The 16,923-nt window shown below is 51.5% G+C and carries 12 protein-coding genes; 5 read left to right on the top strand and 7 right to left on the bottom strand.

Annotated elements, in window-relative coordinates:
• Positions 1-33: 33 nt before the first annotated feature.
• From pstA to GL2_RS07020, 3 genes are all read right to left on the bottom strand, one after another.
• Positions 34-1,320 (bottom strand): phosphate ABC transporter permease PstA, encoded by a 1,287-nt coding sequence (gene pstA / locus GL2_RS07030; protein ID WP_143729989.1) that lies wholly within the window; start codon positions 1,318-1,320, stop codon positions 34-36.
• Entirely contained in the window at positions 1,313-2,692 is a 1,380-nt protein-coding gene (pstC, locus tag GL2_RS07025) for a phosphate ABC transporter permease subunit PstC (RefSeq protein WP_143729988.1), read from the bottom strand. Before pstC ends, pstA begins: the two co-directional genes overlap by 8 nt.
• A gap of 139 nt (positions 2,693-2,831) precedes the next feature.
• The gene (locus GL2_RS07020) at positions 2,832-3,884 is read right to left on the bottom strand and encodes a PstS family phosphate ABC transporter substrate-binding protein (protein ID WP_143729987.1); all 1,053 of its coding nucleotides are present in this window, start codon (positions 3,882-3,884) and stop codon (positions 2,832-2,834) included.
• 183 nt (positions 3,885-4,067) lie between these two features.
• On the opposite strand from GL2_RS07020, the gene GL2_RS07015 reads away from it, so the two are divergent.
• From GL2_RS07015 to GL2_RS06995, 5 genes are all read left to right on the top strand, one after another.
• The gene (locus GL2_RS07015) at positions 4,068-4,640 is read left to right on the top strand and encodes a TRAP transporter small permease subunit (protein WP_143729986.1); all 573 of its coding nucleotides are present in this window, start codon (positions 4,068-4,070) and stop codon (positions 4,638-4,640) included.
• On the top strand, positions 4,637-6,001 hold the full coding sequence (locus GL2_RS07010) for a TRAP transporter large permease subunit (RefSeq protein WP_143729985.1): 1,365 nt from the start codon (positions 4,637-4,639) through the stop codon (positions 5,999-6,001). Before GL2_RS07015 ends, GL2_RS07010 begins: the two co-directional genes overlap by 4 nt.
• Before the next feature lie 354 nt (positions 6,002-6,355).
• Positions 6,356-7,249, top strand: a complete 894-nt coding sequence (locus tag GL2_RS07005; protein WP_143729984.1) for an ABC transporter ATP-binding protein — start codon at positions 6,356-6,358, stop codon at positions 7,247-7,249.
• Between the two features lie 19 nt (positions 7,250-7,268).
• The gene (locus GL2_RS07000) at positions 7,269-10,850 is read left to right on the top strand and encodes an ABC transporter permease subunit (protein ID WP_172621082.1); all 3,582 of its coding nucleotides are present in this window, start codon (positions 7,269-7,271) and stop codon (positions 10,848-10,850) included.
• A 171-nt stretch (positions 10,851-11,021) separates the two neighbouring features.
• Positions 11,022-11,420, top strand: coding sequence for an acyl-CoA thioesterase (locus GL2_RS06995; RefSeq protein ID WP_143729982.1), 399 nt, complete (start codon positions 11,022-11,024; stop codon positions 11,418-11,420).
• 132 nt (positions 11,421-11,552) lie between these two features.
• On the opposite strand, the gene GL2_RS06990 is transcribed toward GL2_RS06995, so the two are convergent.
• The 4 genes from GL2_RS06990 to uvrD all read right to left on the bottom strand — a co-directional run bounded on the left by GL2_RS06990 (position 11,553) and on the right by uvrD (position 16,875).
• Complete coding sequence (locus GL2_RS06990) at positions 11,553-12,467, bottom strand: hypothetical protein (protein ID WP_143729981.1); 915 nt, start codon at positions 12,465-12,467, stop codon at positions 11,553-11,555.
• A 51-nt stretch (positions 12,468-12,518) separates the two neighbouring features.
• Entirely contained in the window at positions 12,519-13,286 is a 768-nt protein-coding gene (locus GL2_RS06985) for a hypothetical protein (RefSeq protein ID WP_143729980.1), read from the bottom strand.
• Between the two features lie 107 nt (positions 13,287-13,393).
• On the bottom strand, positions 13,394-14,533 hold the full coding sequence (locus GL2_RS06980) for a TRAP transporter substrate-binding protein (protein WP_143729979.1): 1,140 nt from the start codon (positions 14,531-14,533) through the stop codon (positions 13,394-13,396).
• 137 nt (positions 14,534-14,670) lie between these two features.
• Positions 14,671-16,875, bottom strand: a complete 2,205-nt coding sequence (uvrD, locus tag GL2_RS06975; RefSeq protein WP_143729978.1) for a DNA helicase II — start codon at positions 16,873-16,875, stop codon at positions 14,671-14,673.
• Positions 16,876-16,923: the final 48 nt, after the last annotated feature.

Raw genomic sequence — 16,923 nt, 5'->3', positions numbered from 1 at the left:
AAAAAATCCCGCTTTCTGTTAATCCGCGCTGTATTACCAGCGGCGCTCAAGTTTCTTGCGCAGCAAGACCGCGCTGGCATTCATCACAATCAATACACTCAACAGCACCATAATTGCCGCCGAGGTGCGTTCAACAAAGGCACGCTCCGGGCTATCTGCCCACAGGAAAATCTGTACAGGCAGCACTGTGGCGGGGTCAGTCACCCCGGACGGTACATCGACAATAAAGGCCACCATACCGATCATCAACAGGGGGGCTGTTTCCCCCAGCGCCTGGGCCATGCCGATAATCGCACCGGTGAGCATGCCCGGCATCGCCAGTGGCAGCACATGGTGGAAAACCACCTGCATACGCGAGGCCCCCATGCCCATAGCCGCTTCACGGATAGAGGGTGGCACCGCCTTCAGCGCCGCACGGCTGGAAATAATAATCGTTGGCAAGGTCATCAAGGTCAGCACTAGGCCACCGACCAAAGGTGCCGAACGGGGCAACTCAAAGAAATTGATAAAGATCGCCAGACCCAACAGACCAAAAACAATAGAAGGTACGGCCGCGAGGTTGTTGATATTTACCTCAATCAAGTCAGTCCAGCGGTTCTTCGGTGCATACTCCTCCAGATAGATGGCTGCGGCTACACCGATCGGAAAGGACAAGGCCAGGGTCACCAACAGGGTGAAAAGCGACCCCATTAGTGCGGCGCGAATACCGGCCTGCTCAGGCTCGCGAGAATCACCGTTGGTGAAAAAAGTGGTGTTAAAACGCTTTTTCAGCTCACCGCTGTCCAACAGCTGCTCGATCCATCCGGCTTTCTGGTCGGAGGTGCGGCCGCGAAAACCTTCTTTGGAATCCTTAAGGCTCTTAACAAAGGTATCCACATCGTCGTCGGCGGCTAGCCACACCGTCTCACTCTTGCCCAACAGCTCCGGGTTCTCAGCCAGGCGGTCGCGCAGGGTAAAGGGGGCGCCGGAGGAAACCAGGGTGTACAGCTCGCGCTTGTCACTGCGGCCAGTTACCGATGGGAAACGCTCGCGCAGGGCCTGGCGAATAACACCGGAAAAGTTGGCCCAGGTCAGGCTCTCATCATCGACTTTGTCGATTCCAAGCACCTGCGTATCGTAATGAACTTCCAGTTGGATAGCAGTCTGTACAAAAGCACCGCTGCCCTTACCAATAATATCGCTGAACAGAATCACGACCGCGAGTATGCCGAAGGCGATACTGGCAATTCCCAGCCCGCGGAATAGTTTCTCCGTGCGATGACGGCTGGCGAGTCGTTTCTCGATGCGCTCGCGTACCTGCGCCTGAGTCAGATTAGTCATACTGTTCCCGATATTTTTTCACTACATGCAGGGCGATAAAGTTCAGTACCAGTGTGGTGACAAACAGCATCAGGCCAAGGGCAAATGCAGCCAAGGTTTTGGGGCTGTCAAACTCCTGGTCACCGACCAGCAGCGTAACAATCTGAACGGTAACGGTTGTCACCGACTCCAGCGGGTTGGCGGTCAGGTTGGCCGCAAGTCCCGCAGCCATCACCACAATCATGGTCTCACCAATTGCGCGGGATACCGCCAGCAGAACACCGCCGACTATGCCCGGCAAGGCAGCCGGAATCACAACTTTGCGCACGGTTTCTGAATGGGTGGAGCCCAGACCCAGGGCACCGTCGCGCAGAGATTGCGGCACCGCGTTGATCACGTCGTCTGAAAGCGAGGAGACAAATGGAATAATCATGATGCCCATCACCAGGCCGGCAGCCAGGGCGCTTTCACTGGAGGCCTCCAGACCAACAGAGGTGGCCAGATCGCGAATAAAGGGAGCAACTGTCAGGGCTGCGAAGAAGCCGTATACCACCGTGGGTACACCGGCAAGAATTTCCAAAATTGGCTTGGCCAGGGTGCGCACACGCTTGCTGGCATATTCCGCCAGGTAGATAGCGGCCATCAGGCCCACCGGCACTGCAACAAACATGGCGATGGCGGAAACCATCAGTGTACCGGTAAACAGGGGCACTGCTCCAAAGGCACCACTTGAGCCAACCTGATCCGCACGCAGGGCCATCTGCGGGCTCCAGTGCAGGCCGAACAGAAACTCGGTCACCGGAACTGACTGGAAGAAGCGCAGGGATTCAAACAGGACCGAAAACAAAATACCTACGGTGGTGAAAATGGCCGCGCTGGCGCAGGCAATCAGTATGGTCCGCAGGACTTTTTCCACCTTTTCGCGGGCACGCAATTGCGGGGAGAAGCGCAGCAGCGCAAACGCCCCAAGTCCTACAGCCAGAATCAGGCTCAAAAATGCCTGCATATTATTGGAGCTGTTGCGCAGTTGATTAAGGTGGTCCGCCGCCGACTTTAACTGTGGGGTGGCCTCCCCCAATATATGGCCGGCGGACAGGTTTTGAATTTGAGCGTAGAGCAGGTTTTGCCCTGAAATCGTTTCTGGTTTGTCGGCCAGACTGTTCAGCACCATAGCGCGGATAATGGCATCGTCAAAAACCAGCCAGGCTCCAAGCAATACCAGTGCAGGCAGGCCACACCAAAGCGCGGCAAATAGTCCGTAGTAACTGGGCAGGGAGGCCAGATTACGCAAGCCACCTAAGCTGCGTGCAGCGCTCAGCGCACGGCTAAAGCCAGTACCGTAGGCCACCAATATCAATAGCAGCAGAAGGGCGAACAGTGTGGGGGTTTGCATTGATGTACCGTACTAAAAAATGGTTGTCGGCATTATCCCGACATTTCCCTCGGATTCCACAGTGTTGTGGACAAAGAAAAGCCAAGCCCTCTCGGGCTTGGCCGTCAATTCCCTTTGACTGTACTACTCCAGGATTAAGTTATTTTGCAGCGAGATTACTCAGTGCGTTCAGCTTGCGAACGTCGGTAGCAATTTGCTGGCGCTTCTCTTGCGGCAGCGGGATCATGCCCTTGTCTGCCAAGTAACCTTCATCACCCCAGGCGCGCTCATTGGTGAACTCCGACAGGAATTGCTTGATGCCCGGTACTACGTCAGCGTGCGCTTTCTTCACATAGATAAACAGTGGGCGGGATACCGGGTAGCTCTGGTCAGCTATAGAATCGAAGGTTGGGGCCTGACCTTCAATCATGGAGCCCTGTACCTTGTCGGCATTCTGGTCGAGGAAGCTGAAGCCGAAGATGCCCAGGGCATTCGGGTTGGCAACCAGCTTGTTCACGATCAGGTTGTCGTTCTCACCAGCTTCTACATAAGCGCCGTCTTCGCGCACGTTGTGACAGATCGCCTTGTAAGCGCTCTTGTCTTTTTTCTTCATGGCCTTGATCCAGCCAAATTTCTTACAACCACCTTCCATTGCCAGCTCGGCAAAGGCATCGCGGGTACCGGAAGTTGGGGGCGGGCCCAGAACTTCGATCTTGCTGTTGGGCAAGGCCGGGTTTACGTCTTTCCAGGTCTTGTAGGGATTGGCCACCAGGGTTTCGGAACCATCAGGGTTCGGTACTTCTTTAGCCAGGGCCAGGAAAATGTCCTTGCGGGACAGCTCAAACGGAGCTGCTTTCTTCGCGTTGGCGAGTACGATGCCGTCGTAGCCAATCTGGACTTCCACAACGTCAACGCCGTTGCCATTACACATTTCCAACTCGGACTGCTTGATACGACGAGATGCACCGGTGATATCCGCAGTGCTTTCGCCAACGCCCTGGCAGAACAGCTTCATGCCACCACCAGTACCGGTGGATTCAACTACCGGGGTCTTAAACTGGGTAGCACGGCTGAAGCGCTCAGCCACAGTGGTCGTAAAAGGGTAAACAGTAGAGGAACCGACAACACTGATGTAGTCGCGAGCCGCCATAGCCACCTGGGAAGTGGCGAGGGTCAATGCCGCCAGGGAAGTAGCCAGAATTTGCTTGTTCATGTGGAACTCCGATGAGTGTTTTTTATTTCACGCGGCGATGCTAGGAACAACGGGTGACGATTCTATGAACAAAAGATGACAAAAAGATGACAGCTCGAAATATGGCCGGCTGGTGCATGGACTGCCAAAACGGTAACCTTCGTGCAATCGAGATAACAATAAGATGTAAAGAGAGAAGCCCCCATGCCTTTTCTGCTGCGTGGAGCCCGTGCGTTGGAGAGTCTTTCCAGTCGCAGCGGTCACCTGTTGGCCTGGTTTACCTGGGCCATGGTCTTACTGCAAAGCTGCGTCGTGGTACTGCGCCACCTTTTCGACAGCGGTTCTATCGCTCTACAGGAATCCGTAGTCTATTTGCATGGCGCCGTCTTTATGCTTGGCCTCGCCTACGCCCTGCAAACTGATGCCCATGTGCGGGTGGATATCCTCTATCGACGCATGGGACCAACGGGCAAAGCCTGGGTTAATGCCGTAGGTTATCTCATCTTTTTATTACCAATTTGCATTTTTGTACTGATTAGCAGCTGGCAGTTTGTACTGAATAGTTGGTCAGTGCTTGAAGACAGCGCCAATGCCGGTGGCCTGCCTGGAGTGTTCCTGTTGAAGAGCCTGATACCCTTGGCGGCCATCACCCTCGCCCTGGCAGGTGCGGCCCAGTTTATGCGTGCACTGTTGCAGCTGATGGAAATGCCCGCCTCGACAACGAAAGCCTCGGCCAAGCCACGGTTACTCAGGCCGGCAGAGGAGGCCGAGGCATGATGGAATTAATCCCCCTGCTGATGTTTGCCACCGTCTGCGCAATGTTGATGTTTGGTTACCCGGTGGCTTTTACCCTTGGCGGTACAGCATTGATTACCGCTGGTCTGGGTATTGTGTATGGCGTCTTCGATGCGGAATTACTGCGTGCCTTTCCAGACCGCCTCTATGGCATTATGCAAAACGGTACCCTGGTGGCCGTGCCGTTATTTGTCCTGATGGGCGTGATACTGGAGCGAGCCCGAATTGCCGAGGATTTGCTGGTCAACCTAACTAAAGTATTTATGGGTGCGCCGGCGGGAATGGCCATCTCTGTGGTGGTCGTTGGCGCACTACTCGCCGCCAGTACCGGAATTGTGGGCGCCACAGTAGTGACTATGGGCCTGATGTCCCTGCCCACTATGCTGAAGCAGGGCTATTCACCCAAACTCGCCACCGGCACTATCTGTGCCACCGGCACCCTCGGGCAAATCATTCCCCCATCAATTGCGTTGGTACTGCTGGGAGATACCCTTTCCAATGCCTACCAGCAGGCACAGCTCTCCGCCGGAATATTCAACCCCAAACCAGTCAGTGTCGGCGACCTGTTTATTGGCGCCATTATTCCCGGCTTACTGCTGGTGGCAGCCTACATTATTTACCTGTTGTTCGTGGCGCGCCGCGAACCGACCAGAGCCCCCGCCGCTGAACAGGATGTCCTGGAAATCTGGCCGCTGATTCGCAGCCTTTTCCCACCTATCGCCCTGATGCTGGTAGTTTTGGGTTCCATAATTACCGGGGCCGCAACTCCCACCGAGGCCGCCGCCGTTGGTGCCCTGGGTGCTGGCCTGCTGGCCTACAGCCGCAGATCCCTGAATTGGGCGCGGGCAGGAGAGGTTGGCCGCAGCACCCTGCAAGTAACCGCCATGGTCTTCGCTATCTTAATTGGTGCCTCGCTGTTTTCCCTGGTTTTCCGCGGTTATGGCGGTGAGGAGTTGGTAACCAGTATTTTCCACAGCCTGCCCGGTGGTGTCGTGGGCGCGACATTGTTAGTAATGCTGGTGATTTTCTTACTTGGATTTATTCTCGATTTCATCGAGATCACTTTTGTAGTAGTGCCGATTGTGGGTCCGGTTTTATTGGCGATGGGAGTCGATCCAGTATGGCTGGGAATAATGATTGCCATTAACCTGCAGACTTCCTTCCTGACGCCACCATTCGGTTTTGCGCTCTTTTATCTGCGCGGTGTGGCACCCAGTTCCATAGCCACCTCCGCTATTTATCGTGGTGTTGCGCCATTTATAGCCATCCAGATTCTTTTGCTGTGCCTGTTGGCACTCTGGCCATCCCTTGCAACCTGGCTGCCGGGAATTATTCAAAAATAACAGGTACAAGCCCCGTTTTTACTTCTGCTAAAGAAACTCAAAGGTACCGGCTCAATTGCGCCGGTTCCTTTGAGTCCTAAGGACAAATCCCACACTCCGCGCTTATCTACACCAGCATTAAAGCTCTTCGCCCTTTAAAACTTTCAACACACCTTGTTGTCCCTCTCTTTATCAAACGCTCCTGTTACATTGACGATTAAAAACCGATCACAAGGGCCTCTCTATCAACAGACAGGTACGCCTATCGATAACCGAAATAAACAAATGCAACAAAAGGGAATTAAGAATTCTTAGATAGGTCTATCGATATTCAAAATAATTAAGAACAGAAAAAATAGCTAAAGGGAATTAAAAATGCTGAAGATCTCTAATCTTTCTAAGACTTATGACAATGGCGTACACGCGCTAAATAACGTCAATCTGGATATCCCCAAGGGAATGTTCGGGTTGCTCGGCCCCAATGGAGCCGGCAAGTCATCATTGATGCGCACCATCGCCACTCTGCAATTCGCAGACAGTGGTTCTATCACTTTTGATGGGATAGATGTGGTCACCAGTCCGCAGAAAATCCGCAGTACCCTGGGTTACCTGCCACAAGATTTCGGTGTTTATCCACGAATTAGTGCAGAGGATATGCTAAATCATATGGCGGTACTAAAAGGAATTGGAAATCGTAAAGAGCGCCGCGAACTGGTGGCTGAACTACTGTACCAAACCAATTTATTTCGCGATCGAAAGAAGAACCTGAGCGGCTATTCCGGCGGCATGCGTCAGCGATTTGGCATTGCCCAAGCCCTGATCGGTGATCCGCGCCTAATTATTGTCGATGAACCCACAGCTGGTCTCGACCCCCAGGAGCGTAATCGCTTTCATAACCTGCTCAGCGAAATTGGCGAGAACGTGGTGGTAATACTCTCCACCCATATCGTGGAAGATGTTGCCGATTTGTGCCCCAATATGGCAATTCTCGCCGCAGGCAAAATTGTGGCGCAAGGCAAACCGGAAGAGCTAACTTCCAAACTGCAAGGGCGCGTGTGGCGGCGCATTGTCGGAAAAGCAGAGTTGCAAGAGTGTCGCAATAAATTCGATGTGATTTCCACACGCCTATTAGCCGGCCGTCATGTTGTACATGTGCTGGCGGACTCCCAACCGGGTATAGGGTTTGAGCAGCTGCAACCTGATCTGGAAGATGTCTACTTCTCCACCTTGTTCAGCAACGAAGAGTCTCAAACGGCCAGCGCCGCCTGAGGCGGGGGAGGGAACCTATATGTTTTTATCTGTTGCTAAGTTTGAATTTCATTATCAATTGCGCCAGCCAATATTTTATGTCACCAGCCTGGTATTTTTTCTACTTACGTTCGGCGCTACCGCCTCCAACAACATACAAATCGGCGGTGCCGGCGGCAGCACCCTGATCAACTCTCCTTTTGCGATCATGCAAACACTGCTGATCATGAGTTTGTTCAGCATTTTTATTACTGCCGCATTCGCAGCCAACCCGGTACTGCGTGATCACGAAATGAAAATGGATGGTATCCTCTTCAGTACCCCTATCAGAAAGCGTGACTATTTATTGGGGCGCTTCACGGGGTCAATTGCAGTCGCCTTCCTGTCATTTTCAGCATCTGCCCTGGGTATGCTGTTCGGCTCCTGGATGCCCTGGCTGGACCCCGAGCGGTTGGGTCCAACCCAGGTATCCCATTATCTACAAACATTATTTGCACTCATCCTTCCCACTATGCTGTTTTGCAGCGCACTGTTTTTCAGTCTGGCAGCCATAACTCGCAGCATGATGGCTACCTACTTGGGGTTGATTGCTTTTCTGGTACTCTATTTTACCAGCCAGGGCATGATGGATGAGCCCAGCTATCGCAGTATCGCCGCACTGACCGACCCCTTCGGTTTCGCCGCCTTCGAAAATGCTACTCGCTATTGGACCGCCTTCGACCGCAATACTTCCATGATTGCCCTGGAGGGGGAGTACCTGACCAACCGTATAATATGGCTGGGCGCCAGCCTGTTAATAATAGGATTTGGCTATAAACACTTCTCCTTTGCCGAGCGTAAACCACTCTGGTCACGCCGTCGCACGTTAGAACGTCAACCAGAAGAAGAACCTCGTTACAACAAGCCTTTGCCGCGAGTCGCCCCTACTTTTGGCACAGCCACTATTTGGCAACAATTCCGAGTACGTAGCGGTTTTGAAGTAAAAACTGTGGTTAAAGGCCTGGCCTTTTGGGTAATTCTGGCAATTGGCGTTCTCAACGTACTGGGTGCTTCCCTGAACCTGGAAGCAATATTTGGTACCTCGGTATACCCTGTTACCCGCTCAATGGTGAACCTGATACAGGGCGCCTTCAGCCTGATCATGATGATTATCCTGATCTACTATGGGGCTGAGTTGGTATGGCGTGAACGCCAGGCCGGCTGCCACGAAATTATGGATGCAGTGCCCACACCGAGCTGGGTTTTTGTCGCCAGCAAATTTATCGCAATGCTGGTGGTTCTGGCCGGTATATTGATTGCCAGTATGCTCACCACTGTCGCAGTACAATTGGGTAAGGGATACACCACTCTCGAACCAGGGCTTTATTTTTACGGCCTCTGGTACCAGTTCGCGATGCCCTTCTATCTGATGGCTATCCTCTCCATCTTTGTCCAGGTTATAACCCGCAATAAATTCCTTGGCATGTTAATGATGGTGGGTTACTTAATTAGCGCTATTGTGCTCGACAGCCTCGGCTATGAGCACAATCTCTATCAGTTTGCGGGCTGGAATGCCGCTCCCTACTCGGATATGAATGGTTATGGTCACTTTGAGCAGGGTCGCGCCTGGTTTGCGTTTTACTGGACCAGCTTCAGTCTGATACTAGCGATATTGAGTTATGGACTCTGGCAGCGCGGCACCCTGGCCCCACTAACGAGCAGGTTCAAAGCCCTGCGCTTCCAGCTGGGGCTGCCAAGCCGTTTAGCTGGTGCCACAGCCTTCCTGCTGTTTGTTGCCAGTGGTGCCTTTATTTTTTACAACACCAATATTCTCAACGACTATGAAACCAGCAAGGATCGCGAACAGCTATCCGCAGACTATGAGAAAAAGTATAAATTCCTGGAAGACAACCCGGCACCGCATATCACCGATGTCAAAGTGGATGTGGATATCTTCCCCGATGAGCGACGTTACGAAGTACGGGGCCGTTACTTCCTGGTGAATAAGCGCGATGAATCTATTAATGAGGTAAGCATCGGGCTGGATCGGGGCCTCAGGGTTAACCAGCTATCCCTGAGTCAGGCTAAACTGCGCGAAAAGGATGAACAATTCGGCCACTATTTCTTTGATCTGGAGCAACCCTTGGAACCCGGGGAGTCACTCACTTTAGAGTTTGATCTGAGCAGGATCAGCCGTGGCTTTATGAACTCCGGCTCCTCCACCACCCTCGTAAAGAACGGGACCTTCTTTAATAACTTGGAGGCATTGCCCTTTATCGGTTACAACGGCAATATTGAATTAACCGACCGCCACCTGCGCAAGAAGCATGACCTGCCCCCACCGCAGCGTATGCCCAAACTGGAGGATACAGATCACTACCGGGAATCCTACCTGCGCAGCGACTCCGACTGGATCAATTTTGAAACTACCGTCAGTACCTCAGTGGGACAAGTTGCGCTGGCCCCCGGCTACCTGCAAAAAGACTGGCAGGAGGGGGAGCGCCACTTTTTCCACTACAAGATGGATGCCCCAATTCACAACTTTTTCTCCTATCTTTCTGCGGACTACACCGTGGTCAAAGATCGGTGGCAAGACGTTGCCATTGAGGTCTACCATCACAAACCCCACGACTACAATGTGGACCGGATGGTCGAGGGCGTAAAAAAGTCACTGGAATACTTTAGTGAGGCGTTCAGCCCCTACCAATATCGCCAGTTGCGCATTGTTGAATTCCCGGGTTATGAAAGTTTTGCCCAGGCATTTCCCAACACCGTACCCTTCTCGGAGTCTATCGGCTTTGTCGCCGACCTCCGCGACCCGGATGAAATTGATTACGTCTTCTATGTGACCGCCCATGAAGTTGCTCACCAATGGTGGGCGCATCAGCTGGTCGGAGCCAACGTGCAAGGCGCCACTTTACTCTCTGAAACTCTGGCCCAATACTCGGCACTGATGGTTATGGAACAGGAATACGGCCCGGAAAAAATACGTCGTTTCCTCAAATATGAGCTTGACCGTTACCTGAGTGCGCGGGGTACCGAGCTGCTTGAGGAGCTTCCCCTGACTCACAATGAAAACCAGCCTTATATCCACTACCGTAAGGGCTCTGTAGCCATGTACGCCCTCAAGGACGCCATGGGTGAAGATGCCGTCAACGCAGCCCTGGCATCGCTGCTGAAAGAGAAGGGTTTCTCCAGTGACCCTTACCCCACCAGTATGGATTTGGTAGCGAGACTCAGAGCCCACGCCGGAGCCTCTAATCAGGAGCTGATCACCGATATGCTGGAGAGGGTGGTTCTTTTTGACCTTAAAGTCGCAAAGGCGACCTCCGAGTTACTGGAGAACGGCAACTATCGTGTTCTGCTGGAGCTGGAGGCGCATAAATTCGAGGCCGATGGGGAGGGGCAGGAGCAAGAAATTCCCTTAAAGAACTGGATAGATATCGCCATTTTCAGGGAGGATCCCGACAAAAATTCCAACTCTGATAATGTCCTCTACTTCGCCAAGCAGGAAATTAGCGAGCAGACCACCTTGCTGGAGTTCGAAGTGGAGGGCAAACCGAGCATCGCCGGTATTGACCCCTACATTAAGATGATTGATAAAAACCCGGACGACAATCTGTTGGAGGTAGAAGCCCTGTAAAGCTCTGGTCACCAAGCTCCCGGCCATCTAAAAGGTGGTCGGGAAGTAGCGAGGCTGGCTTTAGCCAGCAAAACCTGGATTAATTCTGGTCAATTACTGCGCAATTTGTGTTAGAATGCGCCACCTTTCCCGAACCAGTAGCCAATAACTCTAACAATCTGTGAGCAGTCGATGTCCGCACTATCAGCACTAGATGAAAACCCTCAACCCATGGGTACGCTAACCCTGCAAACCCTGGCCATGCCACGGGACACCAATCCTCAGGGAGATGTATTTGCCGGATGGCTGATGTCGCAGATGGACCTAGCTGGCGCAATCCTGGCCCAAAGCATCGCTCGCGGCCGGGTAACCACAGTCGCGGTTGGCAGTATGGTGTTTTTGCGTCCGGTACCGGTCGGCTCCACAGTCAGTTGCTATGCCGAGGCTATCGAGGTAGGGCGTTCTTCCATCAGGACTATGGTTGAAGTGTGGCTGACACGGGTTGACTCCGGTGAGCAGGTGAAGGTCACCGAAGGTGAGTTTGTTTTTGTCGCAATTGACGATAGGGGCCATACCAGACCGCTGCCTTAGGGTAACAGTTGATACTCTCTTGTAAACCCCAGACAGGCCGAGCAAAGGATTTCAAAACTCACTCGGCCTCATTGGTTAACAACTTACCTTTCAATTGAAGGTTTCAAAGTAATCTAACTAGGCACCCAATATTTATAACAACTTTCCGCGGATGATTTTTATATTTCCGCGTAGATCCCTTATCACCACGCACCCGCTATCATTATCAGATAAAAGGTTGCCTCTTAGCATTACCCAACTGTTATCACTAGCCACCTTGAGAGTTTTTTGCTGCTTTTCTTCCTCGGGTAGTGTGTTACTTAAAGACTGCGCTAAATAACTTGCAGTATATGCAATAGCAAGGTTCAACTCATTGAGAAAGGCTTCCATATCCTCGCTTTTCCAGTAAGACAAATTCTCAGACTTCACGGTATTAGTTGACTCTTCCGACCAATACTCAACCGAGTTTTGATATACTAATTTATTACTTTTATCCCTCAACTCAGCGTTTATATTAAATTTAAGCACACTGAGCGTATTCGACAGCTTAATTGAAGGTGACAAGTTCAAGTGAGCACTATCGGACTCCAGCTCTTCGCCACTAGTGAGCTCTCTGTTAATAGCAAAATCTGACACCTGAATAATTTCAGATATTTTCTTTTGGATATCTGGTTCTATCTCAAGTGTAGAAAGAGCATCTATTAACGGTTGTGCTGGTGCTTGAGCCTCTTTCTGAGCCTGACTTTTCGCCATTTCACTCGCGATTAAACTCCCTATTAAGGAGCCAGCTACACCCACTGCTGCAGCTTGCCCTGGGCTTGTTCCCGAGGGAGGAGGAGGTGTTGAATACTGTGCAGCGGCAATATTCGATGAAATAGAAATATAACGCCATGGTTCCGGATATATATCTACTGTTAACAGACCATTCTCTAGCGAATCAATCTGTACGTTGATATTCCCTAGCTTATCGATTTGCCCAATATCAATAGTGGCGATGTGATATTGAGTAGAGCTTGTACATCCAGAAATAAGGCTTAGAGCTGAATAAATAAAAATTAATATTCTCATAAGAAAATGGCGGCAATTATTGCCGCCAATAGGTTGTGTTATTTTTTAAATTTACTCTTGTTCGGACAGAGGCATATCGCTGTTCGCTTCTGTCGGCAAGATATTATCTTCGGCACCATTTTTAGCTAAAGCAGTAAGTATATTTTGTTTAGCATTATTCATAACAATATAATAAGTATTTGTTAATCCTGGGTACGATGGAGCTTCATCCCATTCACCTGCCGCATAAGCAGTCTGTATTATATTTGAATACCAGAGTAATTGGTTTGATGACAGGTCTATCATCTCTCCAGTAATATTAAATACAGCTCTAGGCGAATCTGTAGGAATAAACCCATAATATGGACGTGCTAAACCAACGCGATTAGCAGTGAGCTTCAATAGATAATCGATCTGATGCTCCTCAGCATAACCACGGTAGTCTTTCTTTGCAAAATAGGTGGTATCTTTAGTGTCAGGATCTTTAAACTTTGATAGCTTCAATTTTTTTTCAGAGTTCTCCAATCGGACCAGATTAAAACCTTCTACTTCCAAGCTATGACTCAAGTCCTCAGAAATAGCAACAAACTCTTGGGTATCCAGTGTTTCTAGGTGCTTAGAAATTGGAGCTGTAGCCGCTGAAATAATTGCATAATCCAGCAACCCAATATTACCCTCAAATGAAAGGGTAGGAACTACCGGCACCTCTAGTATCAAGCCAACAGTTTTGTTATCTGAATCGTAAAAAGACTGCTCCAAAGGAACTGGTACCTGCTGAGAAACACAGCCAGTCAAAAAGATAAGTAGTGAAACAAAAGAAAGCTGCAAACTGGTCTTCATTTAACCCCCCCCAATTTTATGTAATAGATCTTAATTGTTCGGCCGCTATTATTCTTATTATTCGAAAAAGTTAAAGTATTATTTTTATGAAAAACAGCACTTTCTGTCTATCTTGACTCATTATCCAGCTCTCGTGTCTGGTAATAAGCCTCTTCACTAATCTGGTGGTAGGGCCGTACATCCCGCTCGAAATCCTTAAAGGCCTTATACACGCGCGCAAACTCCGGATCCTTATCTGCAGTCTCCTGCATGATCTGCGTGTTGATTTGCTTCAGATGAGAAAGTACATCATCCGGCAGACGCCTGAGTTTTACACCATGCTCTTCCACCAGTTCACGCAAGGCGCGGTTATTGCGCGCGGTATACTCATCCAACATATCCTGGTTCGCCTCTCTGGCTGCCACGCGTACAATTGCCTGTAAATCTTTTGGCAACTGATCAAAAGCTTTTTTATTGACGATAAATTCCATCATTGAGCCGGGTTCATGCCAGCCGGGATAGTAGTAGTACTCGGCAACCTGGTGAAAACCAAAAGCTAGATCATTGTATGGGCCAACCCATTCCGTCGCATCAATTACACCAGTCTGCAGCGCGGTATAAAGTTCACCACCGGGGATAGTGACCGCGGTGCCACCGGCCCGGTTTAATACTTCACCACCGAGGCCGGGAATTCGCATTTTTAAGCCCTTTAAATCCTCGACAGAGTTAATCGGCTTATTAAACCATCCCGCCATCTGTACTCCGGTGGAGCCACCGGCCAGGGGTATCAGATTAAAAGGCTCATAAATTTCCTCCCAGAGCTCCAAACCACCGCCGTGGTGGAGCCAGCCGTTCATTTCCTGGGCATTCAAGCCAAAAGGCACCGCAGTGAAAAATTGGGCCGCCGGAATCTTGCCTTTCCAGTAATAGGCTGCACCATGCCCCATCTGCGCCGCACCTTCGGAAACAGTACCGAAAACCCCCAATGCAGGCACCAGTTCACCAGCACCATAGACCTTGATTTTAAGACGGCCAGCGGACATCTGCTCCACTTCTTTGGCGAAGCGCTCCGGTGCCTGGCCAAGGCCGGGGAAATTTTTTGGCCAGGTGGTAACCAGCTTCCACTCAAACAGCTCTTTATCACCAGTATCCGAGAAGTGCTTTTCAGGTCCCTGTGCTGCGCGGGAGGTTACCAACGCGGCAAAGGTGATCACGAGTAGTGCGAGAAGGCCCAATATAATAACTGGGTACCAATTAATTTTTTTCATTGTTTTTTAATTATCGTTTTTCTTTTAACGTGCTGATTTTCAGCTAATTGTTTTTTATTTATTATGGTTCCGGTATTACCGGAGCCTGATCAGGTCCATTTCTACAAGATGATTTCCGATTTACTCTAAACAGAATTTTATAGGGGCTGCAACTTTGCCATAGCCACGACTAACCATTTACTGCCGGCATCATCGAAATTCACCTGTACCCTTGTGCGCGGGCCATTCCCTTCAAACTGCACCACTGTGCCCTCACCAAACTTGGCGTGCTCCACTCGACCACCCAGGGCCAGTGGCGGTAAATCATCGAGGTCCGGTGCCGGATCGGAAAACTGGCCCACCTTGCCATAATCCGCCTGGTAGAGCGGCCGGGAAATCTCGGTCTTGAGGCGTACTTCGTGTACCAGATTGACCGGAATCTCGCCGATAAAGCGGGACGGGCTGTTATAGGTTTCACTGCCAAACAGGCGGCGGTTTTCCGCGTAGGTGATATACAACTTACGCATGGCGCGGGTAATCCCCACGTAGCAGAGGCGCCTCTCCTCCTCCATGCGGCCAGGCTCCTGTGCGGACATCTTGTGGGGGAACAGGTTTTCCTCCACACCGGCCATAAACACCAGGGGAAACTCCAGGCCCTTGGCAGAGTGCAGAGTCATTAACTGGACCGCATCCTCAAACTCATCCGCCTGACCTTCTCCGGCATCGAGGGCGGCGCTGTCGAGGAACTGATTGAGCAGGGGAATCTCTTCCTCATCTTCCTCCCCTTCGGGCATATCTACACCGGAGAAGGCGCGACAAGCAGTGATCAGTTCCTGCAAGTTTTCCACACGGGTCTGGCCTTTCTCGCCTTTTTCTTTGCCATGGAATTCAAGCAGGCCGCTGGTTTCGATCACGTCCTCGGCAATGGCATCCAGCTCTTTGTCTTCGGCGTTTGCAGCCAGCTGGTTAATAAGATCCAGGAAGCTCTGCAGGGCATTGCCGGCACGGGCAGCGAGCACCCGCTGTTGCAACATCAGTTTGGCTGCCTGCCACAGGGAACAGCCCTGCTCACGGGCATAGGAACGCACCATTTCCACCGTACGCGCACCGATGCCACGAGTGGGGGTGTTGACCACCCTCTCAAAAGCAGTGTCGTCATCGCGGTTGGTAATCAGGCGCAGGTAGGACAGGGCGTTCTTGATTTCCAGACGCTCGTAGAAACGCTGGCCGCCGTAGATACGGTAGGGCACCTGCTCGCGCAATAACCCTTCTTCAAGCACCCGGGATTGGGCGTTGGAGCGGTAGAGGATGGCAATGCTGTCGCGGCGGTTGCCATCGCGTACCCAGTTATTGATGCGCTCAACGATAAAACGCGATTCATCCTGCTCGTTATAGGCGGCATAGACGGCGATAGGTTCACCTTCTTCACCTTTAGTCCACAGTTCCTTACCCAGGCGACCGCTGTTGTTAGCAATAACCGCGTTGGCGGCGTTAAGAATGGTGGAGGTGGAACGGTAATTCTGCTCCAGGCGCACCGTCTGTACTTCGCGCAGGTCTGCGGAGAAGTGCTGAATATTCTCGATCTTGGCACCGCGCCAGCCATAAATGGACTGGTCATCGTCACCGACCGCCGTGATATGGCATTGCTCACCGGCGAGCAGGCGCAACCAGGCGTATTGAATGGTGTTAGTATCCTGGAATTCATCCACCAGGATAAATGGAAAGCGTCTGCGATAATGAGCGAGGATGCTGTCATTATTCAGCCAGAGCTCGTGGGCGCGCAGCAGCAGCTCACCAAAATCCACCAATCCACCGCGCTGGCAGGCCTCCTCATAGGCGAAGTAGATTCGCACCATGGTCTGCAACCAGGGATCGGCGCCGGCATTAATATATTGCGGGCGAAGGCCCTCGTCTTTCTGAGCACCGATCCACCACTGGGTTTCCCGCGGTGGCCATTTCTTATCATCCAGACCCAGATCTGCCTGCACTCTTTTAATCAGGCGCAATTGGTCGTCGGAATCCAGTATCTGGAAGTTCTGCGGCAACTTGGCTTCTTGCCAATGGGCCTTAAGCAGGCGGTGGGCAAGACCGTGGAAGGTACCCACCCACATACCGAAGGTATTCACCCCCAGTAGTTCCTCAATACGCGCGCGCATCTCGCGTGCAGCCTTGTTGGTAAAGGTCACCGCCATAACAGAGTATGGTGAAGCCCCTTCCACCTGCATTAACCAGGCGATGCGGTGTACTAGCACGCGGGTTTTACCCGAGCCAGCTCCGGCCAATACCAATTGATTGCCGGGCGCCGCGGCTACCGCTTCGCGCTGGGCGTCGTTGAGGGGGTCTAGAATCTGAGATACGTCCATGGGCACGGATTGTACCAGAGCTGCCGCACAAGACCTGTGTAAATAAAC

It is taken from the genome of Microbulbifer sp. GL-2, from assembly GCF_007183175.1.
In the GTDB taxonomy this organism is placed as follows: Bacteria; Pseudomonadota; Gammaproteobacteria; order Pseudomonadales; family Cellvibrionaceae; genus Microbulbifer.
Note: the sequence above shows the minus strand (reverse complement) of the source record. Positions and strands in the feature narration are given on the sequence as shown.